Origin of the sequence: Tenacibaculum sp. MEBiC06402, from assembly GCF_049239625.1 — a bacterium.
Classification (GTDB): Bacteria; Bacteroidota; Bacteroidia; order Flavobacteriales; family Flavobacteriaceae; genus Polaribacter.
On record NZ_JBMKKT010000089.1, the window covers coordinates 25,803 to 49,953 of the forward strand.

Here is a 24,151-nt window from a genome sequence, read left to right on the forward strand (position 1 = left end):
TTATTTTATCCATTTACAGCATAAATTAAAAAATGAATCGTGAAATTATAGACATAAACGATTGTACAATTCTATTAGAAGAAGCAACTACTAACAGTACAAAACTCGTCGATACTTGTTATTTTGATGAACCTGTTATTGCTATTGCTTTTTACGGTTCTGGTGATGTTGGATTGAAAGTAAAATATGACGGAAAGACAAAAGAATTTCAGCAAACAAAAGGAATGATTTTGTCTTTTTATGCAGATGAAAAAGTTGCTTTTGAACATCATGTTTCTAACGAAAAACCTTTACAATGCTTAGTAATTGCCACTACTGTTAGAAACCTTGATAAACTTCCGAATGGCGAAGGAGAATTCCTAGAACAGTTTTTATCACAGTTGGTACATCCAAAAGACCACTATGTTGAAGGTCCCGTTTTTAAAATGACTCCAGAAATGTTTGTTTTGGTTGAGCAGTTTTTCAATAATTCTTATGAAGGCGGAATTAAAATGATGTTTTATAAGAGTCATATGAGTGCATTGTTATCTCATTATTTTGGGCAACTAGCAAGTCAAAAATCTACCATAATTGAAACTTCTCAATTAGAAAAAATAAATCTCGCTCAGGAAATATTACTTGCGGATTTGGAAAACCCTCCTTCGTTAACAGAACTCGCTCAGAAAATAGGAACTAACACTAATAAACTTAAGAAAGAATTTAAAGCACAATTTGGAGTTCCTGTTTTTAAATATCTTCAAAATGAGCGATTAAAAAAAGCCTACAACCTTATTAAGAAAGAACAAAAAACTATTCAAGAAGCTGCTTGGGCAGTTGGTTATGATAGTTTAGGATCTTTCTCAAATGCCTTTGAAAAAAAGTTTGGTTACAGACCAAGTCAGGTTTAAAATTCTTTTCGAATAAATCATTGTTCTTTTCGAATAAGTAACTGTTTTACAGTCACTATAGTTTTGTGTCATAATTAAAAAGTAAAATTATGATTCACAATAAAACAAGAGCAATTCTTTCCGCTATTTTGGTTTGGATAGTAGGCGTTACCGCTTTCCTCCTTTCCTATTCATTTTCTGTTTTGAGTAATCCAGATTTACAAGCTAATATTACTCTGGTCCTTGCCATTATTCCATCAGTTTTTTTGGGAACTTATATGTACTATAAAAAAGGAAAAATTACACCAGCAAAGTTGGCGCTAATTTTTATGAGTACAGCGGCAATCCTAGATGTTCTAATTACGGTTCCAATATTTATCATTCCTGCTGGTGGAAGTTATGCCGTATTCTTTAGTGATCCTATGTTTTACATCATTATGGTAGAATTCTATTGCATCACAACATACTTTGGTAACTATTTCATTAAAAAACAACAAGTATGAAAACTATCATCTTTTTTATAACAGTTGTATTAACTGCCTTATCTGCTGGAATCTTTTTCGCATGGTCTGTTTCAGTTATTCCAGGAACCAAAAAAATTACAGATGTCACCTATTTAGAAACCATGCAAAGCATCAACAAAGAAATACTAAACCCTGTATTCTTTGCTGTATTCTTTGGAAGCTTAGTTTTCTTAGTTATCAACTCAATAACTCAGTTTCATCACAAACCTACATTCTGGTTAGTCTTATCTGCGATGCTCATATATGCCGTTGGAACTTTCGGATTTACAGCTTTTGGAAATGTTCCATTAAATAATGAATTAGACTCTTTAAATCTCAAAAAATTAAACCTCTCTGAACTGAAAAGTTTTAGAGCCTATTATGAAAGATATTGGAATGGATTTCATAACGTCAGAACCATTGCTGGTTTCATATCATTCCTATTATTACTAATCTCAATTTTTATAAAAAAATAAAACACAAACAATTATGAACACAAATATTTTAGTTATCGGAGGTACCGGTAAAACTGGTCGCCGAGTAGTAGAACAATTAAAAAACAAAGGAATTGAACCAAGAATCGGATCAAGAAATGCATCACCTAGTTTCGACTGGAATGATAAAAATACGTGGGTAAAATCATTAGAAGGAATTGAAAGAATGTACGTTACCTATTATCCCGACTTAGCAATTCCGGGAGCCAAAGAAGCTATTCAAAGCTTAACCACTTTAGCCAAAGAATTAGGTGTAAAAAAAGTAGTTCTTTTATCTGGAAAAGGAGAAGTTGAAGCTGAAGCTTGTGAGCAAATTGTTGCGAATTCAGGCTTAGATTACACAATAGTTAGAGCTTCATGGTTCAATCAAAATTGGAGTGAAAGTTTCTTTTTAGATGCCATTCTTTCTGGAGATGTTGCCTTACCAATGTCCGATGTTTTAATTCCTTATGTGGATGCTGATGACATTGCAGAAGTAGCCACGGAAGTTCTATTAAATGATAATTTTAATGGAGAAATCATTGAAGTTACAGGTCCGGAATTAATTACATTCAAAGACGTTGTCTCTACAATCGGACTTGCTATTCACAAAAAATTCAACTTTCATGAAATTACATTAGAACAATACCTTGACGGAATGCGTAAAGCACAAATTCCTGCTGATGTAGTTTGGTTAATTGAATACTTGTTTAGTAATGTATTGACAAATCCTAACAATCAACTTATTTCAACAGATATTGAAAAAGTTCTTGGAAGAAAGGCTAAAACATTTACAGAATATGCTGTAGAAACTGCAAAAACAGGAGTTTGGAATTAATTCTTATACAAACCAAATTAAACACAACAGTTTGAATTGAATTCAAGCTATTGTGTTTAATGTTATGAAAAATATAACTAAAGATATCATTAAACTAATGATAACCTTATTTCACATGTTTTAATTTATTATCTTAAACTCATGATAAAAAACAAGCTACATGAGCAAGGTGGGTTAGTTACCTTTGAAATACTCTCTAATGGAACTAATATTACTAATATAGTTGAGTTAGCGGATATGGAAATTTTATTATCAAAAAATAATGAAATAAAATTAACTATTGTAGACTACGATAAATTTGCCATTGCTAATTCTTCAGCCTTTAAAATAGGAAACTCGATAGAAATAAAATTAGGATATGATTGTAAAAATAACCCCATTTGTTCGGCATTAATAACACGAGTAGACATTAAAACTAACAAAGAAATAGGTAAAATACTAATTGTCTATTGTAAATCCTTAAATACGCATAAAGGTAGTGATAGTTCGTTACTTCAATTATCTCTTGATAATAATGTAATAGATGGAACTTTATCAATTAATGATTCTAAGAGCAATGTTGCGAATGGAATAATAATTACTCAAGGAACAGGATATGTGAATCCGCATGATATAGTAACTATTGATGGTTTTGGCCATAATTTCGACGGGGATGTCACGGTAAAAAATGTACTTCACAAAATTGACAACGGAAATTGGCTCAGTAGCATACATATTTAAATTAACTTCAAATTTCTGTAAAGAATAGCGCTGAAAAAAGACTATAAAATCTGAGTTAATAGTTGTATTTTTATATTGTGATGCAAAAGTACTTAGACCTTATATCTAAATCGTATTCTGATTATTGGAATTACATCAAACAATCTGTTCTTTTCGAGCTGAATTGGGAGAATTATTTCTATGGATTAATTTTAATCTCTCTAATAGTTTGGGGATTGGAAATTGCGTTTCCTTGGCGTAAAAATCAGCCTGCTTTTAGAAAAGATTTTTGGTTGGATACCTTTTATATGTTCTTCAATTTTTTCCTATTAAACCTCATCGTTTTAATTGCATTATCGAATACTGCTGCTGCATTATTTAATGATGTTTTAGGTTTAGTTGGTTTGTCTGTTTCAAGTTTTCAATTGTTTGATATCAACTCATTCCCATATTGGTTACGTATTTTTACTTTCTTTATTATTATTGATTTTGTGCAATGGTATACACATACATTGTTGCACAAATATGAGTTTTTATGGAATTTTCATAAAGTACACCATTCCGTGAAACAAATGGGGTTTGCTGCTCATCTTCGTTATCATTGGATGGAACCTGTGGTATACAATTCTATGAAGTATATTCCTTTAGCTATAATGGGCGGATTTACTGCGCAAGATGTTGCAGTTGTTCACTTCTTTAATATTACCATTGGACATTTAAATCATGCGAATATCAATTGGGATTATGGATTTTTGAAGTACATTTTAAACAATCCTAAAATGCATATTTGGCATCATGCTAAAGAGCTACCTGAAGACAGAAAAAATGGAGTAAACTTCGGAATTACCCTAAGTATCTGGGATTATCTTTTTAAAACCAATTATATTCCATATTCTGGACGAGACATTGAAATTGGTTTTGAAGGAGATGAACACTTTCCTAAAGACTTCATCAATCAAGAATTATATCCTCTTAACAAAAAATAATCTGAATCTTTACATCAAGTTATACAGATAATTTTTCACGTCATTCCGAATTTAATTCGGAATCCCATATTAATAATATTACTAAGCAATTCTTCATAATGAGAACCTGAAATAAATTCTGGTTGACATCTCTCTTTTATTACTTGTTATGTAAATGATAATTAAAAATAATTTGGCTATTTGTATCTTTATCGAATAAACAAATAAACCAAATGAGATATATAAAATTTTTATTCCTATTTCTTTTTTTACAAGTTACCGCGCAACAAGGTGGTATGTGGATTCCTTCCTTATTAAAAGGGATGAATGAAAAAGAAATGAAATCTTTAGGAAGTAAGCTTTCAGCAAAAGATATTTATGACGTAAACAAATCTAGTTTAAAAGATGCCATCGGACATTTTAATGGTGGTTGTACTAGTGAAGTAATTTCTTCAAAAGGATTAATTTTAACAAATCATCATTGTGGTTACGGACAAATTCAATCACATTCTTCTTTAGAAAATGATTATCTAAAAAACGGTTTCTGGGCAATGAATTTAAATGAAGAATTGCCAAATAATGATTTATATGTAGAATTTATCGTTCGTATTGAAGATATAACAACTAAAGCATTAGCAGGAGTTACAGATACAATGACTGAACGTGAAAAGCAATCAGCTATTGACAAAAATATTAATGTCATTAAAAAATCTACAACAAAAGAAGATTGGCAATTGGTAAAAGTAAGTCCGTTTTATAAAGGAAACCAATACTTCTTATTTGTTACCGAACGTTTTGAAGATATACGTTTAGTTGGTGCACCTCCAACAAGCATTGGTAAATTTGGTAGTGATACTGACAACTGGGTTTTCCCTCGTCATACTGGTGATTTCTCTTTATTCAGAATTTATGCTGATAAAAATAATCGTCCTGCTAAGTATAGTAAAGATAATGTGCCTTATAAACCAAAACACTTTTTACCAGTTTCTTTAGATGGAGTTGAAGAAGGAGATTTTACCTTAGTTTTTGGTTTCCCAGGAAGAACAAATGAGTATTTGCCTGCAACAGCAATTAAGCATATTACCCAAGAATACAACCCAAGTAATATAGCCATTAGAGAAGCGGCCTTGAAAGAAATTGATGCGCAAATGAAAGCTAGCGATGCTGTTAGAATTAAATACGCCTCAAAACAAGCTAGAATTGCAAATGCATGGAAAAAATGGATTGGTGAAAACTTAGGAATTCAAAAAAGTAATGCCATTCAACAACGAATTGAATTCGAAGAAATCTTTAAAAAAGCACTAAAAGAAAAAGGCTTAGAAGACAAATATGGAAGCATTTTACCTGAGTTTGAAAAGTTGTATAAAGATTTTGCTAGCATTAATATTAAACGAAGAAACTTCATAGAAGTATTTCTAGTAACAAACGAATTAATGCAAATGACTTTTAGAGCATTTGAATTAGAAATGGCTGTTAAAAACAAACCTGAATTATTCGATAAAGTAAAGAATTCACTAATCGGAAGATTAAAAGGAATTCATAAAAATTACGATGTAAATGTAGATAAAGGTGTGTTTAAAAATGTAATGCCTTTGTATAATAAAAATGTCGATGCTTCTATTTACGACTCAACAAGTTTTACAGATTTAGATAAAACCTTACAGTTGTTAGAAGGTACTCCAGATGAAGTTGTTAAAAAGCTAAATGAAGATGCAGCTTACGCTTATGCAAAACCTATGATTCAGGAGTTTCACACTAAAATAAGTCCTGAGTTTCAACAAAAAAACCAACCAATTGTTGCGTTACAAAAACAATACATGAAGGCATTAATGGAAGCTTTACCAAATGCTCGTTATTTCCCAGATGCTAATAGTACTTTACGTGTTACTTATGGTCAAGTTAGAGGTTATTCTCCTAGAGATGCGGTATATTATAATCCGGTAAGTTACTTAGACGGAGTTATTGAAAAATACGTTCCTGATGATTATGAATTTGATGTTCCTCAAAAGTTGAGAGATTTATATAAAACGAAAGATTACGGACAATACGCTGATAAAAACGGAAAAGTTCCTGTTTGTTTCTTAGGAACAAATCATACAACAGGAGGGAACTCTGGAAGTCCAGCAATTGATGCAAATGGTAACTTAGTTGGACTAAACTTCGATCGTGTTTGGGAAGGAACCATGAGTGATATGAACTACGATCCTGAAATTTGTAGAAACATCATGGTGGATACTCGTTATATTTTATTCATTATTGATAAATACGCAGGAGCAAAACATTTAATTGATGAAATGAAACTGGTTCATCCGAAGAAGTAATATCTCAATAATTATTATAAACTTAAAAAGGATAATTCAGTAGAATTATCCTTTTTTTATATTTTAAATTCACAAGAATTTATTCTATTTTCTTATGATTTTGTATTCTTTAGTTTAATTACGAATCGTTTGTTTTTAATTGCTTTAACTTTTTCATTTAATAACTCTATCTCATTTCGTTTATCAAAAGGAATCAAGTCTTTTAAAATTGTATACTCTGATTTTAACCTAATTTGTTTATTGTTTGTTTTCTTAAACTCAAAAGAATATTTTCCAAAGTTATTCTCAAAATTCAAATCTGAATTTTCAGATCCCAATACCTCAATATCGCTCGGAAAGTTTATATAATAGGTTAAAAGATCACTATATCCATAATCTAAATAATAACTTAACTCATCAGAATCAGAACTACCTTCAAGTTGATTATGACTTACTAACTTGTCTACAGAAATACTAATAAGGCTATCGTTTATAAAGGTTACTACATTATTCAATGTACCCTCACTATTAATTTTAAAAACAAAAGGCTTCTTACCGTTTAAAGATATATTTGTAACTGTATCTATATCTAAAGTAGTATCAATTCCTTTAAATTCATTTAAGGCATCATAATACTTACTAACCTCTTCATTTTTATTTAACATTCCATAAAAACTTCTCAATTCGGTAGATAATCCTCCTGAAACTTTAAACCTCGATTTAAAAGTTGTTTCTTTCTTTTCAATATCAACTTTGCTAGAAACGACTTGATATCCGTAATTAATGTTTGAATTCATTCCTGGCAACTTAGCGAACTTAACGGCAACTGAATCTACCTTTGCTAATTGTAAATCTCGAGATATAAACTTATCCTTTTTCTTTCTTTTCTTTTTTAAGTGGGGTTTCACTAAAATTATATCGGTATTGTAAATAGAAGTAGGAACTTCATTTATTTGATATCTAAAATAATCCTCATGTGGATATAAAAAAACTAGATTTTCCTTTTCATCTTCAAAAGCAAAAAATATATGATCGAATTCTCCTTTTCTAATGTAGTGCTTACTAATAGCTCCTAAGTGTTTAGTTCTTGCAAATACGGCCCAATAATCTATTTCTAAATCTTCTAATATTTGTCTGTAGAATCTCCTAATACTTATCGGATCGAATCGTTTCTCTTTTAAAAAATAACCACTAGACTTTATTAAATCCTCTACTTTAGCAGGTTCCATTTTAAAATTCTTTAAAACTTCAGCATGTAATAAGTTGAATTTATAATATTTGGAACTATCCTTAGCTTTACCAATTACTCTTCTTTTCCATCTTTTGTAATAAGAAAATCTGTCATAATCCAATGCAAATGGTTGGGTAGCAAAATTAAACTCTTCATTATAAACTTTTTTCCAGGTGATTAATTCGCTTCCTTTTTTATCAAGAGAATAATACAAATATGGTTTTTCACATGGCAAACAATTGAAATCATTTTTTACAATTCCTTTGACTTTATCCATTGAAAACTGGGCATAAATCAGGGAATCATTGGTTACAACTGATGGTTCAGGAAAACCGTTGTAGGCTTTGTATCGTAGCATCATTTCTGGATGTGCTTTTACTGAGTATTGTGAGTTTAAGCTTGGAAGTTCTGTCTGTAAACTAACATAGTTTTTTAAACCATTCCTATTTAATCTTTCAGAATACACGTAATTTGTTTCAATTGTATCTCCAGGCTCTACTCCAGGAATTGGATATTTTATTTCTCCAAATTTTTTCTTTTTAGAGTCACGTTTAAAAACAAGGCTAGAGTCTAAATTAACTATAGTACCATCCGCTTTTAGCGTACGTACTTTAATGTTTTCTATATGATTACTTTCATCTTCGGTTAAATATAAAAAAGCATAATCTTCAACTCCTTTAGATGTATTTATCACCAACTTGTTACTTATAGAAACGTATCTTTTATAACCTCCCCAATTACTAGCATAAGTTACATCAGTATATGAATAAGTATAATAACCATCTGCTTTTTTGCAAATCGTTAAAAATGGATCGTTGTTATTACTCAAGACAGAATTGAAACTATAAAACAATAAGCAAGTACATATTAAGAGTAAACTAACTTTTTTGTTTTTCAAGGATAATAGGTTCATTGATTATTTTTTTAAATGATTTTAAAATCTCATTTGCTTTATTCACATTTTCTTCTTCCAAATAGATATGATTTAAAGTAAAATCATATGTACATTCAATTTCTAAATTTGAAATTGGTTTTATGGTTACGTTTAAAGAAATTCCTTCTTCTTTGTAAGTATGAATGATTGGTTTAAAATCCGTTATAGGTTCATTCACAGTTATTTTAGCTTGTACTATCTTATGAAAAGGATTTCCAGCATTTATACCTTCTATAAATGAATCCCGGCTTTCAGTCTCAATTATCTTAGGTAAAAAATCTATAAATAAGTATTTATTCTTATCATCATCAAAAGTTTTACTACTTACCGAAATATTTCCTTTGTAAGCTAACTTCTCAGTGTCGTAAAGTAATTCTAAATTCGAAATTGCTTGGTTTCGAAAAACTACTTCGAAAAACGTTTTTTCAAAATCAATTCGCTCTTTTTTATTTTTATCCTTAAATCGATATTTCAAAAAATTGCTCGAAATTCCCTCGTATAAAACCTCAAATTCTCCTTTGATATCCGTATTATCTACCTTTAAATCTAACTGATATAGAATTCTGTTTTGTTCAGGAGTAAAACTTTTTACTTTGTGATAAATTCCTCCTTTATTATTTACTATAAGTATTGTTCGATCTTGTAAACTCTCAACAGGTGTTCCTTCTCTATGTATTGGATCAGTAGGATCTAATAAGATAACTTCATCATTAACATATGCTGTAGTGATAACATGATTTGCTGAACTCAGTGAAGGGAAGTTACAATCAGAGATATGATCAAAAGTAGCTGCTAAAGCAATATCGCTTTTAATTCCTTTGTAATTTAATGCTTCCGATAAAAAGTTAGAAAGATCTTTACAATCTCCTTCCTTCTTATAATAAACCGTGTTTGCATGGGTAGGAACGAAAGCTCCCATGCCTAACTCTATCATTACATACTTAAAGTTACTTCTTACATAATTGTATAGTGTATTTACAATCTGGGACGGATTTGTTACATTTTTCGTCAAAGCATCTATTTTCTGCTTCACTTCATTATTTAATCCTTTCTTTGAGGAAACTTCTCCTAAATACCAGTCATTAATATAGTTTGTTGGTCGATTTTTATAAGAATTTGGCGTTACAATAATTCGCATCAAAGGATTTTTCATGTTTTTATAAACTCTAAAAAAATGAAGAGGATCTGGCTCTATTTCCTTAGGAGATACTTTTATATTCCATGCTGAGTTTAACTCAGTTTTAGTAGAATCGATTTTATAAAAAGATAAAGATTCTTTGTAAATTGTATTGTGTACTAAATTGAATTGATTTGGTACTTGAACTCTATAATTTAGTGTGTCAATTTTGTTATGCGAAAAAAATGGCAAACTAGAGAAGTACATTAACTCCTTGCAAGATGATGAATATGAAAGTTTTATTTCCTTATTCGCAGGAATTATAACAAATTTAATTTTTGTACTGGTTATAAAATCTAACTTCGCGTCTTCTTCATACGTTTCTATTTTTGATATAGGTTTATCACGTCTTTTTTTCTTGACATAAAGTTTAACGTTTGAAATTTTTTCTAACTCGGCATCATAAAAAATAGGATACAAAAATGGTTTATCCGTCTCTTGGAAAATAACTGAAACATTTCTTACAAATGAAGAATCTTCTTTAATTTCAATATTCTCTGACATTCTTTTTATTTGGATATCTTGGCTATACAATTCTGAATTACACAAAATTGAAAGTAGAATAATCAAAAAATGTAGTCTTTTTTTCACTTGCAAATTTTTAATAGTAGACATTTACAAAAACTGCCGGTAATTATCATAGTTTTTGGCAAAGTTAATTAAAATGTAATTACTCAAAAATAGCTTTACTCTTTTTCATTATTTTAAGCTCTTCTGTCTTAATCAATTATTATTAAAAATATTGCCCAATACCAAAAACTAACCCGCTAGTATTATCTTTCAAACTAAATCCGTAATCGATTCGAAAAATTGCATTGTAGATTTTTTTATTGATAAATCGTAAACCTACTCCAGAGAATAATTCAATATTTTGATCTTCCCAAAAATCATTTATTTCACCTCCTGGTTTTCTCCATGTTCCAGCATCAATAAAGCCATTTGCTTGTAGCGCAAACCATTTTTTATCATATAAAGTATGTCTGTATTCTGTGTTATAAACAATACTAGCAGTTCCTCTATCTACAATAATTCCAACTCCTCTTAAATTAATATTATTATCCAAAGCGAAAGGAGCAAAAGGAGATTCATTATTCGAAGCGAAACCAATTCTTAATCTGTTAGCCCAATTTCCTTTTTTTCCAATTCTGTCGTAATAAAAAAAGTCATTCCAGGCAATCATAAATTGATCTTGAAAATCATTCTGAGAAGTAACATACTGCATATATAAGATGCTTTTGAATCCATCTAAATAATGATAATAATAATCCAAATCTTCATAGGTATACAATAGCTTGTATAAAATTTTATCAACTTTCAAATTCTGTGGAACATTCGGACTTGTAGCTCCTCGTAAATATTCATACTTCTCTTGGAAATAGTTTACTCCAAAAGTTAAGTGGTGATTAAAGTCGATTTGATATAATCCTAAAATTTCTGTTGAGATATTGTTGTATAGATAATTTGCTGATTGATTGTCAAAAAATAAAGGTTCTTCACTTTTCCAATTTTGATGCGTAAATGCTAAACCTAGTTTTCTAGTAAACAAGTTAGGAGCGCGTACATTAAAAGAATAGGTATTGTAGCCATTATTCTGATAAAACCCTCCGACAGCAATATTTCGACCTAAAAAGTTGTACTCATATACTCCAATTTTGTAAGCAAACTGATTATTTGTTGTTGTCCAAAAAGCTAATTCCGGAATAATGGTAAAGTTCTCTTGAATGTACACAAAGACATTATATAAGTTATCATGTGAACGAAAAACTTGATAGTATGCATGCGCGACTCCTGGTAATCTTTTTAAAACAGTAATATCTTTATCTAAGGTAATTGAATCTAAAGGACTTCCCGATTTAGTTTCTAATAACCTTTTCACAAAGGAAGGTTTTGTTTTTGTTACTCCCTTTACTTTGATGTCGTAGACTATACTTTCTTGAGATTTCACGCTCAATGAGGTAAGAAAAAGAAAAAGCAATACTAACTTTTTAAAACTCCTGTAAACCTGCATCCTACTGCGCATATAATTTTTGAATTAACTTTTCTACGGGTTTATTCTGAGGTGTAAATCTATTATTATTAGTCCCACCAACTTTTTCATGATCGTGAAACCATTTCCATAAAAAACCACCTGCGAACCAATCTTCTTTCCAAAACTGATTATAAATTGCTTGGGTGGCGTTACTTTGAGCTTGTAAATCCACTTCTCCTTTAATTCTATCCGATTTCCACGGCTCTTTCCCTGTATAATGAACACTTCTGTAACCGAATTCTGTAAACAAAATTGGTTTATCAAACTTCTTTTGAAGATTACCAATTACAGTTTTATGTGAATTCCAACCGGCTTCAAACTCTTCAACTGTTGGGGTTTTTTGGTCACTTAAAGGGAAATAAGCATCTACTCCGATATAATCTAAATCAGACCAAAACGGAACTCTTTTAAATTCATCCCAATTTGCAGCATAGGTTAACTTACCTGAATAAACCTTTTTAACTTCTTGAATCAATTTTGACCAATAAACAGGTCTATTTAATACAAACTTTTCTAACTCTGTACCAATACAAAAAATCTCGGCATTTATTTCTTCAGCGACTTTAGCATAATCTAAAATAAACTTCGAATATGTTTCTTCTAATTGTTTCCATTGCTCTTCGGATTTCATTTCAATGTAACCCGTAAATTCACCTCTTGAAACCCAAATTTGAGGTTTCAACATAATTTTTATTTGCTCTTTTTTAAAAGCCGATGCATATTGATGAACCCCTTCTTTTTTTTCTCCAAACCATTGCCATTTAGAATTGTATCGAACCTCTGGAGATGATAAATCTTTTATAAAACCGAAAGGCATCAGCGAAACATAATTTGCTGATGCCTTTTTAACAGGTTGTGTATGTTTATCATTAATAGCTTCTGATGACGCTACGAAACTTAATCCATTTATTTTTTTTTTCTGACTGTTGCAAGAAAGGAAAAACGTAAAACCTATTATTAAGAAAAATAATCTCACTTTCATACGTTAAAAATAACGATTAAGAATCATTTTCCTTCATTAAAGAATCTTAAAATAAGGCTCTTAATCCAATGCTGTATGTTTCTCCTAGCCCTTGAAAATTATATCCGCGAACAATATTACTATACAGAACTTCAATATTTAAAACATCTGTAAGTTGATATTTTCCACCTAGTCCTAAAGCTGTGTTATCTTGTTCAAAATCTCCAAAACGCTGAGAGTGCTGAGCAAAAACCAATACCGTTGCATCTTGAGTTGGAAAATAGCTCATAAATGCTCCAGGAACTACTAAAAAAGTATTATTTGCAAAACTTTGATCATCACCAAATCCGTATTCGGTATTTAACTCAGTAAATAATTGCCATTTTCCACTTGGAAATGTATAATCATAAAAGAATCTATTTTGAAAAGACCAAGCAGTTTGGTCCAAAAATCCATCCGAATTTCCTTCATCTCCACTCTCTAATAAAGGAATGTGAATAGCACTTTGAATAGAAAAGTTTCCTATGTTTTCGAATGGTTGAATTTTAACGGAAGGAGCAATAGATGATATTCCTTTTCTATCTGAACTTGTATCCTCTAAACTAAATACTGAAAGCGCTTGTCGTCCTCCAAATGTATTCGAACGATACTCAATAATACCTCCAACATTTATTCTATTATTTTCAGATACCCCAGTAAAAACTTCTAACGTAGAAGTAAAGAAATTTTGTCTTGCTATTTCTCTAGAATCACTGCTATTTGGACCTGTTTGTTTTGTTTCTGTATATAAACCATTAAACCACTTAATATCCCATTGTCCTTTGTTTAATAATTTAGAAGGTGTAAAAACTTGTAAGTTGTTTTTTTCTTCTTTTTCTTCCTCCTGAGAAAATGAAGCAATGCTAAAAAGCGCCACAGCTATTAAAATCGAAATTCTTTTCATTGTTATTAGTATTTGTAAAAAAGTCCCCTCCTAAGTCGAACGGAATTACAATGAATTACATTTTATCTCTTATTTAAAACAATTCTAAATTTAGACCAATCGTAAATTCTTATCTTTTGTATCGACATAAGCAAAAGTAATTCTCAAAAACATGGAACACATCGTTATTATTGGTAATGGAATTTCTGGAGTAACGGCAGCACGCCATATCCGAAAACTTTCTGATAAAAAAATTACCATTATCTCTTCTGAAACACCTCACTTCTTCTCAAGAACTGCACTTATGTACATCTATATGGGGCACATGAAGTTTGAAAACACAAAACCGTATGAAGATTGGTTTTGGAAAAAAAACAGAATAGAATTAAAACAAGCGCGTGTTGCTAGTATTGATACTAAAAACAAAAATCTGATTCTTGAAAACAACGAATCTTTTGCCTATGATAAATTAATTATAGCTACTGGTTCTAAACCGAATAAATTTGGTTGGACTGGTCAAGACTTAGACGGTGTTATGGGAATGTACCATAAACAAGATTTAGATAGCTTAGAAAAGTATGCACCAAACAATAAAGTTTGTAAACGTGCTGTAATTGTTGGTGGTGGATTAATTGGAATTGAATTAGCTGAAATGCTTCACAGCAGAAATATTCCTGTTACTTTTTTAGTAAGAGAAAAAAGTTTCTGGAACGGAGTTTTACCAGACGAAGAATCAGAAATGATTAATAAAGAAATTTTAGATAATCATATTGATTTAAGATTAGGAGTAAATCTAAAAGAAATAAAATCTGATGAAAAAGGACAAGTTAGATCTATTGTAATTGCTGAAACAGGAGAAGAAATTGAATGTAATGTCGTTGGTTTAACTGCTGGAGTTTCTCCAAACATAGAATTTGTAAAAAATTCTGAAATTGAAACAAACCGTGGCGTACTGGTAAATCGTTCTTTAGAGACAAATATTAAGGATGTTTACGCAATTGGTGACTGTGCAGAACAAAGAGAAGCTATAGGACAAAGAAGACCAATTGAAGCTGTTTGGTATACGGGAAGAATGATGGGAGAAACTGTTGCACAAACCATTTGTGGAAATCCTACCGAATACAAACCAGGGCATTGGTTTAACTCTGCTAAATTTATTGATATAGAATACCAAACCTACGGTTGGGTTTGGGCAAAACCAAGAGAAAATGAAGCTCGTTTTTTTTGGCAGCATAAAGATGGTAAGAAAGCCATTCACTTAAACTTTGATAAAGATTCTAAAGAATTTATTGGGATAAACACCTTTGGAATTAGAATGCGTCATGAGTTTTTTGATAAAGTTTTATCGGAAAAGCAATCTGTAAATCATGTACTTGAATATTTAGCCGATGCAAATTTTGATCCTGAGTTTTATAAACAGTATGAACAAGAAATAGTTTCAAAATTCAATAGGGAAAATGGGACTAGTATTCAGGTAAAAAAGAAAAGTTGGAAACGCATATTTAGCAAAGCATAAAAAATTAGAATACAATGAAAGTAATTAAAAATATAGGACTTGTAATTAGCTTAATAGGATTTACGATTTTTACTTTGAGTATTTTCACAGGTAAAAATAAAGTATCTGAAGATGTCTTTAATACATGGGCTTCGCAACAAGTAAAAAGTGAGTATTTTATTGAAAATGCTAAGAAAGATATTGTTGATAAAGAGTTAAGTACATCTGAATTAACAAGTATCCTTTTAGATAATGCAAAGAAATCAAATGAATACCATAAAAGTCAGGATGAAATAGCTTGGGAAAAAATTATCTGGGTAAAGTGGAATAAAACATACAAAGACTTTGTGTATCCTCTTGCTCGAGCTTCCGCAACTGGCTGGGTTAGTAATAATTCTGGTTTGTTTTTTTGGTTAACATTTGGTTTTGCAATTATTGGAGGTTTAATATTCTTTGGTGCAGATTATAAATTATTAGGACCAGCAGGAATTAAGAACAATGGAATTTTTCGGCATTCGGCAACAAACAGAGGAATTCTTGGAATGGTAGCATTCGTGTTTTTCGTAGGATTTTATATGTTGTTGTATTTCTTCCCTAACTACTTAATCAATCCAATTTTATCTGTAAATGGCGTTAGTAAAAGCTTAAGTGGAAATGAATCAAGTCAGTGGTTTTTATATGGATTTATGTATTGTGCAGTAATGACAGTTTTCGCTGTACGTATGTTCATAAAATACCGTCATAATAACTATCAAATTGTTAGAACAGCTGTTGTTCTATTCTTTCAAATTGCATTTGCCTTTTTAATTCCAGAAATATTAGTTGCTTTTAACAAACCTTGGTTTGATTTTAAAAACGCTTGGCCATTAAACTATTCTTTCTTTTTTGATTATAACTTAGATAACTTACTCCAAAGTGGAAACTTAGGTTTATTTATGTTGGTTTGGGGAATCATTTTAACATTGGTAATTGTTCCTGTAATGGTTTACTTCTATGGAAAAAGATGGTACTGTTCTTGGGTTTGTGGATGTGGTGGATTAGCCGAAACTTTAGGAGATCCTTATCGTCAATTATCAAGTAAATCATTATTCTCGTGGAAAGTTGAACGTTGGTTAATTCATGGGGTTTTAGTGTTTGCTACATTAATGACTGCCTTGACTTTATATACCTATTTTGCAGAAATTGAAAGTTGGAAAGAAGTTGCTTTTGGGTTATCTGCTTATGATATTCAAAGTTCATACGGATTCTTAATCGGATCTATTTTTTCTGGAGTTATTGGAACAGGTTTTTATCCAATTTTAGGTAACCGTGTTTGGTGTCGTTTTGGTTGTCCATTAGCTGCTTATATGGGATTAGTGCAACGTTTCAAATCGAGATTCAGAATTACAACTAACGGTGGACAATGTATTTCTTGTGGAAACTGTTCTACGTATTGTGAACAAGGAATTGATGTTCGCTCTTATGCACAAAAGGGAGAAAATATTGTTCGTTCAAGCTGTGTTGGATGTGGTATTTGCTCTGCTGTATGTCCAAGAGGAGTTTTAAAACTTGAAAATGGTCCTGAAAAAGGTAGAATTAATCCTACTCAAATTTTATTAGGAAATGATGTTGATTTATTAGAATTAATGAATGAAAATTAGACTAGTTATTGCTTTATTTCTCTTAATTCTTTCTTCAACTTGCTTTGCTCAAAAGTTTTATCAAAAAAACTATTTTGAAAATGGCAAAATAAAGTCTGAAGGATGGATAGAAAATGATAAAAAGGAAAATTATTGGGTTTTCTATTATAAAAATGGGAATATTAAAGAGAAAGGTCATTATATCAAAGGTCTAAGAGATAAATATTGGTACTTTTACAACCGAAATTCGTCAAAAGATAAAGAAGGACATTTTGTTAAAGGACAGAAAAATAAGTGGTGGTTATTTTATGGGAATGACGGGAATGTGAACCATAAATGCCAATTAAAAAACAATAAAAAAAATGGTTATTGTTTAATCTATAAAAGGCGTAAACTTATTAAAGCTTCTAAATTTAAAGACGGTAAAAAAATAAAAGAGTGGAAAGATTTTTCTTCGTTTAAACGAGAAAATAATCTTAACGATTTAAAATAGTACATGGAACCCATAATTAAAGTTATTATTCCGGCATATAATGAGGAAGACTCTATTGCCAAAGTGATTAATGATATTCCTAAAAATGTAGATGAAGTTATTGTAGTCAGTAATAATTCTACTGACAACACAGAAATAAATGCAAAAAATGCTGGAGCCACTGTACTAAAGGAAAACAGGAAAGGATATGGATATGCTTGTTTAAAGGGTATGGACTATATTTCTGAACAAACAAAAAATCCTGATATTATAATTTTCTTAGATGGAGATTACTCCGATTATCCTGAACAACTTACCGAAATTGTTGCTCCAATTATTAATGATAATATCGATTTTGTAATTGGTTCAAGGGTAAAACGACTACGTGAAAAAGGATCAATGACTCCACAACAAGTTTTTGGAAACTGGTTGGCTACGTTTTTAATGAAAGTCTTTTTTGCAGCAAAATTCACTGATTTAGGTCCTTTTAGAGCTATAAAGTATGACAAGTTATTAGCACTAGAAATGGAGGATAAAACGTATGGTTGGACTGTAGAGATGCAGTTAAAAGCTATCAAAAGAAAATATTCTTATCTAGAAATACCCGTAAAATATAGAAATAGAATCGGCGTTTCTAAAGTTTCAGGTACCGTAAAAGGAACTATATTAGCGGGCGTAAAAATTTTAAGTTGGATCTTTAAATACAGTTTTAAATAATGATTCTCGAATACATTATTATTAGTCTTTACAGCATTTCATTATTGCTAGTATTCATGTATGCTTTAGCGCAGTTAAATTTGCTTTTTAATTATTTATCTGCTAGAAAAAAAACAGATGATTCTGAAACTTTTGATTTAAGTAAAAAAGAAGAAGTTCCATATGTAACGATTCAATTACCTGTTTTCAATGAATTGTATGTAATGGAACGACTGTTAGATAATATTGCTGAATTAAGATATCCTAGAGAAAAGTTAGAAATTCAAGTTTTAGACGATTCTACAGATGAATCAGTAGAAACTACAGGCGCTCATATAAAAAGACTCCAAGAAACTGGTTTAGATATTCAACACATTCGAAGAGAAAATCGGGTTGGATTTAAAGCTGGTGCTTTAAAAGAAGGCTTAAAAATAGCTAAAGGAGAATTTATAGCCATTTTTGATGCAGATTTTTTACCAAAACCTTGCTGGCTTGAAAAAACGGTTATCTATTTTAAAAACCCAGAAATTGGTGTTGTCCAAACACGTTGGGGACATATTAATAGAAATTATTCTACGTTAACAAAAGTTCAGGCTTTTGCTTTAGATGCACACTTTTCTTTAGAGCAAGTAGGTAGAAATAGTAAAGGGCATTTTATCAATTTTAATGGTACTGCTGGTATTTGGCGTAAGGAATGTATCATTGATGCAGGAAATTGGGAAGGAGATACTTTAACTGAGGATCTAGATTTAAGTTATCGCGCACAATTAAAAAAATGGAAATTTAAATATTTAGAAGATGTTGTTACTCCTGCTGAATTACCTGTGGTGATAAGTGCCGCTAGGTCTCAACAATTCAGATGGAATAAAGGTGGAGCTGAAAACTTTCAGAAAATGCTTGGTCGTATTCTGACAAATAAAAATGTAAACTTTAAAACTAAAGTTCATAGTGTTTTGCACCTGTTAAATAGCTCGATGTTTACATGTGTTTTCTTAATGGGAGTTTTAAGTATTCCTATGCTATATATTAAAAACGAATACGCGCACTTAAGAGTTTACTTTCTAATAATGAGCTTTTTCGTAACTAGTACAGTGATATTCTTTATTTGCTACTGGTTCATGTACAAGAGAACTTTTGGTAGTGGAATTCTAAATTTCATTAAATATATAGGTGCTTTTTTTACGTTTTTTTCTATTGCAATGGGATTCTCTTTACACAATACTATTGCCGTCTTAGAAGGACATTTTGGTAAAAAAAGTGAGTTTGTTAGAACACCAAAATTTAATATTAAAACATTAAAAGACAGCTGGAAAAATAATAAGTATATCAAAAAAAGACCTTCCTTAAATGTTGTTATTGAAGGAATTTTAGCTTTATACTTTGCTTTTGGTTTATATAGTGCTTTTATTGTTGGTGACCAAGGAGGAGACTTTGGATTATTTCCATTTCACTTGATGTTATTTATTGGCTTCAGCTATGTTTTCTTTAAATCTGTTTTTTCAAAAGCCTAATGATTAAAAAGAGATTTTCTTTTATAGCGATTACAGTAATTTCTTGTTTGTTATACTACTTCTTCGCTTATCATTTAGAAAGAACTTCTTTTGTAAAATTAACTACTATTTGGTGTGGTCTATTTGTTTGTTATTATTTCATAATTAACAAAAATTATTCTTTCAAGAGTTTAACTATAATAGCAGTACTTTTCAGATTGATATTCTTGTTTGCTATTCCCAATTTGTCCCAAGATTTTTATCGTTTTATATGGGATGGACGGATGATTTTAACAGGATTAAATCCTTATATATTTTTACCCGAAAACTTTATAGATGATGGTATTCTTTTAATTGAACAAGCTGAAGAACTCTATAAGGGTATGGGACCAATGAATGGAAGTCATTACACCAACTATCCACCTTTAAATCAGTTTTGCTTTTATATAGCCGCATTATTCTCTGGTAAATCCATTTTAGGAGCAGCAATAGTAATGAGAATTCAGATTATACTTGCTGATATCGGTATCTTATATTTTGGTGCTAAACTATTGGAAAAAATCGGACTTAACCGAAATAGAATATTCTTTTACGCTCTAAATCCATTTATTATTATTGAACTTACTGGCAATTTACACTTTGAACCAGTTATGCTATTTTTCTTAATAGTTTCTTTATATCTTTTTCAAAAGAAAAAATGGATGTTATCAGCTTTTATGTTAGCTTTCTCAATTAGCATAAAATTGATTCCACTTTTAATACTCCCGATATTCTTAAAAAGGTTTTTAGTTAAAAAAGAAAAGCTTGTTCTTGGAGAAAATATTGGCAAGTTGATGTTGTTTTATGGTATTATAATAATTACAACAGTTATTTTATTTTTACCTTTTGTGTCTGAATTTTTAATAGAAAGCTATACAAATTCAGTAGGACTTTGGTTTAGATCGTTCGAATTTAATGCAAGTTTTTATTATTTATTACGAGAAATTGGTTACTTATTCCGAGGATATAATGAAATAGCAATTATCGGTAAAATAGCACCAGTGTTAACAATCTTCTTTTTATTATTTATAAGTTTCTATAAGAGGAATCAAAAAACAGAAGAAATTATAACTTCAATGTTAGTCGTTTTTTCCTTTTACTATTTTACAACAACGACAATGCACCCTTGGTACTTGGCGACATTAGTAATTTTATCAATTTTTACAAAATATACTTTTCCTTTAGTATGGTCTTTTGTAATTGTTTTAAGCTACCAAGCTTATTCTAACTCACCATGGCAGGAGAATTTATGGTTTGTTACCTTGGAATATCTAATTGTATATGGTTATTTACTTTATGAAATAAAAAAACCCACTCAAAACTTGAGTGGGAAAAATTGCTATGAAAAAGAAAAAGAAAGTGGTTTATAACCACATAACAAATATATGCTATAAATCTTCTCGTCCAAAATAAATTAACAATAAATTATTATTTTTTTAACATTACCTGAGAACCTCTAAGTACGTAGCTTTCAGATGTTTCCGGGCAAATTGCTAAGCCATTTTCGTCAAAATTTAAACGATGTCCATTTTTACTCACCCATCCTATTGGTTTCGAAGGGTTTCCAACCACCAAAGAGTACGGAGCTACATCTTTTGTAACAACCGCTCCAGCCCCAATCAAAGCATATTCTCCAATGGTTATTCCACAAATTATTGTCGCATTGGCTCCTATACTAGCACCCTTTTTAACTAAAGTATTTTTGAATTCTTCTTTTCTATTTACAGCACTTCTGGGATTAATCACATTTGTGAATACCATTGAAGGTCCAAGAAAAACATCATCTTCACAAACTACTCCTGTGTAAATAGATACATTGTTCTGCACTTTTACATTTTTACCTAAAACTACATTTGGCGAAACAACTACATTCTGTCCCAAGTTACATTGTTCACCAATTGTAGCATTTGGCATTATATGACTAAAATGCCAAATCTTTGTTCCTGTTCCAATTATACATCCATCATCAACAACAGCTGTTTCGTGCGAAAAATAATCTTTAGTTTTACTCATATATCAAAATTAAAAAAACTCAATCGAATGATTGAGTTTTTTCTATTTATTCTACCATAAAACTAATTGGTAGTGTATATCTTACTTTTACAGTTTTGTCATTTTGTACACCTGGGGTTAACTTAGGAATTTTACCTAAAATTCTTCCCGCTTCCTTTTTAAGTTTAGGGTGTGGAGCTCGAATTTGAACATCAGTAACGTAACCATTCTTATCAATAACGAACTGTGTCATAATTCTCTTTTTACCACTTCTTAATCCCAACTCATTTGCCAATTCTGTATTAAAGTTTCTCAATACTAATTGCTTCATTCTACTCTCAAAACACTTTCTATTTTCTACTTCTGATAAGCCCTCACATCCTTTAAAAACAGGCGCTTTCTGAACACTATTCATTGAAACGGGACCACTTGGCTCTGTATCTTTCTTAACTACTACAGGAACAACTGCTTTTATCACAGGAGCATTATCTGGAACAGTAATATTCGGCTCATTTACCATGGCTTTTGGCGTATCCTTTACCGATTTAAATTTAATTAATGGAACAGTTTTAACAATAACCTTTCGCTCCACTTGCTTAACTTCTACACGCTTCGGCACCTTAGTAAATGATGATATAGTGTAGGTAGTATTATCATCATGTTTAGGAAATTGATAACTGTACTTTTCTGATTCCTTTTCCGTTTGATGTTCAAGTGTTACAAAAACAACAAACAGAACCAATACCAACCCTAGTTGCATGAAAATATTTGAAAAATTTTCTAGCTGTTTTCTTGGATGCTTTTTTGACTTTTTCATAATGTAATAGTTTTAAATTAGAACTAATTTAATCCAAAAAACATGCCATAAAAAAAGGCAGCTCAGATGAGCTGCCTTTAAATATATAGGTATAAATACTATTCTACGTTAAACGTAATTGGTAATGTATAACCAACTCTTACTGCCTTTCCTCTTTGTCTTCCAGGCTTCATTCTCGGTAATTTTCTAACAATACGCTCAGCTTCTTTCTTTAATCTCGGATGTGGAGCTCTTGCACGAATACTAGTAATTGAACCGTCTTTGTCAATCTTAAATTGAACATAGATTCTTTTTTTACCTGATGGTAAACCTAATTCGTTCGCTAATTCCGCATCAAAGTGTCTTTGAACGTGTTTACGCATTTTTTTGTTTAAACATTCTTTCTTTTGTTGATTACTTCCAGTACATCCCGGAAATACAGGTACGTCCTCGATAATAGAAAACGGAACATCCTCTACAACTTCTTCTTCTTCAACTGCTTCAACAATTTCATCAACTTCCACTGCCTCAGACTCATCAGTTTCAGTAGACTCGATAACTGTTTCTTCAATTTCTTTATCATCCTCAACAACCTCAATTTTCTCTGGTGTTGGTGGTGGTGGAGTTGCTGGTGGTGGTGGCGGTGGTGGTGGCGCATTAATAACTAACGTCTCATCATCAATCTCATTTCCCAAGTCTGCTACCCCTAAATCGCCATAAGTTTTGTCATACGTTTTATGCTCAATTGCAACATAAGTTACAAACAAAGCCAAAACTAACCCTAGCTGTATGAACAACTTACTATAGTTTTCAAGGTTAAATTTTGGATTTTTCTTTATTTCCATCCTAAAAGTTTTTATAAGGTTTGCTAATTTAAGTAATTTATTTCGACTTTTACAAGCTATTTAACAATTTGAAATGCTTTTTTTCTATGTGTTTGTAAGCCAAAAATGCGAACAACGCACCAAAAGTATTGGCCAACATATCCATATAATCGAAAGTTCTGTAATCAGTTAATACAGATTGAAGAACTTCTAAAAGAATTCCATATAGAACAACAGCTAAAATTACTGCAAATTTCGTGCCTCTTTTTTTAATCGAAACTAACCATAAAAAGCATAACACAAAGTATGCTATAAAATGTTCAACTTTATCTAAATAAGTAAAGTTAATTGATTGGATTCCTACCTTAACAAGACTTAAAACCGCTATGGTAATTGTGATAAATAGTGCGAAAAAAATGGTTTTACCCCGCAATAATTTCATTATAAGCCTCAGCATCTAATAAACCTTCTATTTGAGTATTATCAGAAATTTTAACTTTAATCATCCATCCCTCACCGTAAGGATCAGAATTTACCAATTCAGGCTCGTCTTCTAACTTTTCATTAAACTCAACAATTTCACCAGTTAATGGCATAAATAAATCCGACACCGTCTTAACTGCTTCTACAGAACCGAATACTTCTTCGATTTCTACAGTTTCGTCTAAGGTGTCAACATCCACATAAACGATGTCTCCTAATTCGCTTTGTGCAAAATCAGTAATACCAATAATAGCAACATCACCATCAACTTTAACCCACTCGTGGTCTTTAGTATACTTTAATTCAGCTGGAATATTCATTTGTAATTTTATTTAATATGTTTATAG

General features: G+C 30.8%; 23 protein-coding genes. 13 read left to right on the forward strand and 10 right to left on the reverse strand.

All coding sequences use genetic code 11. The annotated features are described in order from the left end of the window. Positions 1-32 precede the first annotated feature (32 nt). The 7 genes from ACOSP6_RS05035 to ACOSP6_RS05065 all read left to right on the forward strand — a co-directional run bounded on the left by ACOSP6_RS05035 (position 33) and on the right by ACOSP6_RS05065 (position 6,665). Positions 33-887, forward strand: a complete 855-nt coding sequence (locus ACOSP6_RS05035; protein ID WP_422095047.1) for a helix-turn-helix domain-containing protein — start codon at positions 33-35, stop codon at positions 885-887. Between the two features lie 89 nt (positions 888-976). Further along, entirely contained in the window at positions 977-1,369 is a 393-nt protein-coding gene (locus tag ACOSP6_RS05040) for a DUF5367 family protein (protein WP_422095046.1), read from the forward strand. After that, a complete protein-coding gene (locus tag ACOSP6_RS05045) occupies positions 1,366-1,845 on the forward strand; it encodes a DUF1772 domain-containing protein (protein ID WP_422095045.1) in 480 nt (159 codons plus the stop codon). The genes ACOSP6_RS05040 and ACOSP6_RS05045 overlap by 4 nt, the downstream gene beginning before the upstream one ends. 13 nt (positions 1,846-1,858) lie before the next feature. Continuing rightward, on the forward strand, positions 1,859-2,680 hold the full coding sequence (locus tag ACOSP6_RS05050; protein ID WP_422095044.1) for an SDR family oxidoreductase: 822 nt from the start codon (positions 1,859-1,861) through the stop codon (positions 2,678-2,680). 141 nt (positions 2,681-2,821) lie between these two features. Then, positions 2,822-3,400: a hypothetical protein gene (locus ACOSP6_RS05055; protein ID WP_422095043.1), complete on the forward strand. Its 579-nt coding sequence runs from the start codon at positions 2,822-2,824 to the stop codon at positions 3,398-3,400. Positions 3,401-3,480: 80 nt separating this feature from the next. Next, the gene (locus ACOSP6_RS05060) at positions 3,481-4,365 is read left to right on the forward strand and encodes a sterol desaturase family protein (protein WP_422095590.1); all 885 of its coding nucleotides are present in this window, start codon (positions 3,481-3,483) and stop codon (positions 4,363-4,365) included. Positions 4,366-4,577: 212 nt separating this feature from the next. Then, positions 4,578-6,665 (forward strand): S46 family peptidase, encoded by a 2,088-nt coding sequence (locus tag ACOSP6_RS05065; protein WP_422095042.1) that lies wholly within the window; start codon positions 4,578-4,580, stop codon positions 6,663-6,665. A gap of 92 nt (positions 6,666-6,757) precedes the next feature. On the opposite strand, the gene ACOSP6_RS05070 is transcribed toward ACOSP6_RS05065, so the two are convergent. The 5 genes from ACOSP6_RS05070 to ACOSP6_RS05090 form a co-directional block, all read right to left on the reverse strand. After that, on the reverse strand, positions 6,758-8,704 hold the full coding sequence (locus tag ACOSP6_RS05070) for a DUF3857 domain-containing protein (protein WP_422095041.1): 1,947 nt from the start codon (positions 8,702-8,704) through the stop codon (positions 6,758-6,760). 49 nt (positions 8,705-8,753) lie between these two features. Beyond that, a complete protein-coding gene (locus ACOSP6_RS05075; protein ID WP_422095040.1) occupies positions 8,754-10,490 on the reverse strand; it encodes a transglutaminase-like domain-containing protein in 1,737 nt (578 codons plus the stop codon). Between the two features lie 229 nt (positions 10,491-10,719). Then, positions 10,720-11,862 (reverse strand): outer membrane protein assembly factor, encoded by a 1,143-nt coding sequence (locus ACOSP6_RS05080; protein ID WP_422095039.1) that lies wholly within the window; start codon positions 11,860-11,862, stop codon positions 10,720-10,722. Positions 11,863-11,995: 133 nt separating this feature from the next. Then, positions 11,996-12,997 (reverse strand): glycoside hydrolase family 113, encoded by a 1,002-nt coding sequence (locus tag ACOSP6_RS05085; protein WP_422095038.1) that lies wholly within the window; start codon positions 12,995-12,997, stop codon positions 11,996-11,998. A 46-nt stretch (positions 12,998-13,043) separates the two neighbouring features. Further along, complete coding sequence (locus ACOSP6_RS05090; protein ID WP_422095037.1) at positions 13,044-13,919, reverse strand: hypothetical protein; 876 nt, start codon at positions 13,917-13,919, stop codon at positions 13,044-13,046. Between the two features lie 151 nt (positions 13,920-14,070). Between ACOSP6_RS05090 and ACOSP6_RS05095 the strand changes: the two genes are divergently transcribed. From ACOSP6_RS05095 to ACOSP6_RS05120, 6 genes are all read left to right on the forward strand, one after another. Further along, positions 14,071-15,414: an NAD(P)/FAD-dependent oxidoreductase gene (locus tag ACOSP6_RS05095; RefSeq protein WP_422095036.1), complete on the forward strand. Its 1,344-nt coding sequence runs from the start codon at positions 14,071-14,073 to the stop codon at positions 15,412-15,414. Between the two features lie 14 nt (positions 15,415-15,428). Continuing rightward, positions 15,429-17,033 carry a 4Fe-4S binding protein gene (locus tag ACOSP6_RS05100; RefSeq protein WP_422095035.1) on the forward strand — a complete coding sequence of 535 codons (1,605 nt, stop codon included), beginning with the start codon at positions 15,429-15,431 and terminating at the stop codon, positions 17,031-17,033. Continuing rightward, entirely contained in the window at positions 17,023-17,505 is a 483-nt protein-coding gene (locus ACOSP6_RS05105) for a toxin-antitoxin system YwqK family antitoxin (RefSeq protein WP_422095034.1), read from the forward strand. Before ACOSP6_RS05100 ends, ACOSP6_RS05105 begins: the two co-directional genes overlap by 11 nt. Positions 17,506-17,508: 3 nt before the next feature. Next, positions 17,509-18,201 (forward strand): glycosyltransferase family 2 protein, encoded by a 693-nt coding sequence (locus tag ACOSP6_RS05110; RefSeq protein ID WP_422095033.1) that lies wholly within the window; start codon positions 17,509-17,511, stop codon positions 18,199-18,201. After that, a complete protein-coding gene (locus ACOSP6_RS05115; RefSeq protein WP_422095032.1) occupies positions 18,201-19,691 on the forward strand; it encodes a cellulose synthase family protein in 1,491 nt (496 codons plus the stop codon). Before ACOSP6_RS05110 ends, ACOSP6_RS05115 begins: the two co-directional genes overlap by 1 nt. Positions 19,692-19,897: 206 nt before the next feature. Next, positions 19,898-21,079 carry a mannosyltransferase gene (locus ACOSP6_RS05120; protein ID WP_422095704.1) on the forward strand — a complete coding sequence of 394 codons (1,182 nt, stop codon included), beginning with the start codon at positions 19,898-19,900 and terminating at the stop codon, positions 21,077-21,079. 58 nt (positions 21,080-21,137) lie between these two features. On the opposite strand, the gene ACOSP6_RS05125 is transcribed toward ACOSP6_RS05120, so the two are convergent. From ACOSP6_RS05125 to gcvH, 5 genes are all read right to left on the reverse strand, one after another. Beyond that, positions 21,138-21,722 (reverse strand): DapH/DapD/GlmU-related protein, encoded by a 585-nt coding sequence (locus ACOSP6_RS05125; RefSeq protein WP_422095030.1) that lies wholly within the window; start codon positions 21,720-21,722, stop codon positions 21,138-21,140. A gap of 46 nt (positions 21,723-21,768) precedes the next feature. Then, positions 21,769-22,518, reverse strand: a complete 750-nt coding sequence (locus ACOSP6_RS05130) for an energy transducer TonB (RefSeq protein WP_422095029.1) — start codon at positions 22,516-22,518, stop codon at positions 21,769-21,771. A 98-nt stretch (positions 22,519-22,616) separates the two neighbouring features. Continuing rightward, positions 22,617-23,342 carry an energy transducer TonB gene (locus ACOSP6_RS05135; RefSeq protein WP_422095028.1) on the reverse strand — a complete coding sequence of 242 codons (726 nt, stop codon included), beginning with the start codon at positions 23,340-23,342 and terminating at the stop codon, positions 22,617-22,619. Between the two features lie 49 nt (positions 23,343-23,391). Next, on the reverse strand, positions 23,392-23,763 hold the full coding sequence (locus ACOSP6_RS05140; protein WP_422095027.1) for a VanZ family protein: 372 nt from the start codon (positions 23,761-23,763) through the stop codon (positions 23,392-23,394). Further along, positions 23,744-24,124, reverse strand: a complete 381-nt coding sequence (gene gcvH, locus ACOSP6_RS05145; protein WP_422095026.1) for a glycine cleavage system protein GcvH — start codon at positions 24,122-24,124, stop codon at positions 23,744-23,746. The genes ACOSP6_RS05140 and gcvH overlap by 20 nt, the downstream gene beginning before the upstream one ends. Positions 24,125-24,151 lie beyond the last annotated feature (27 nt).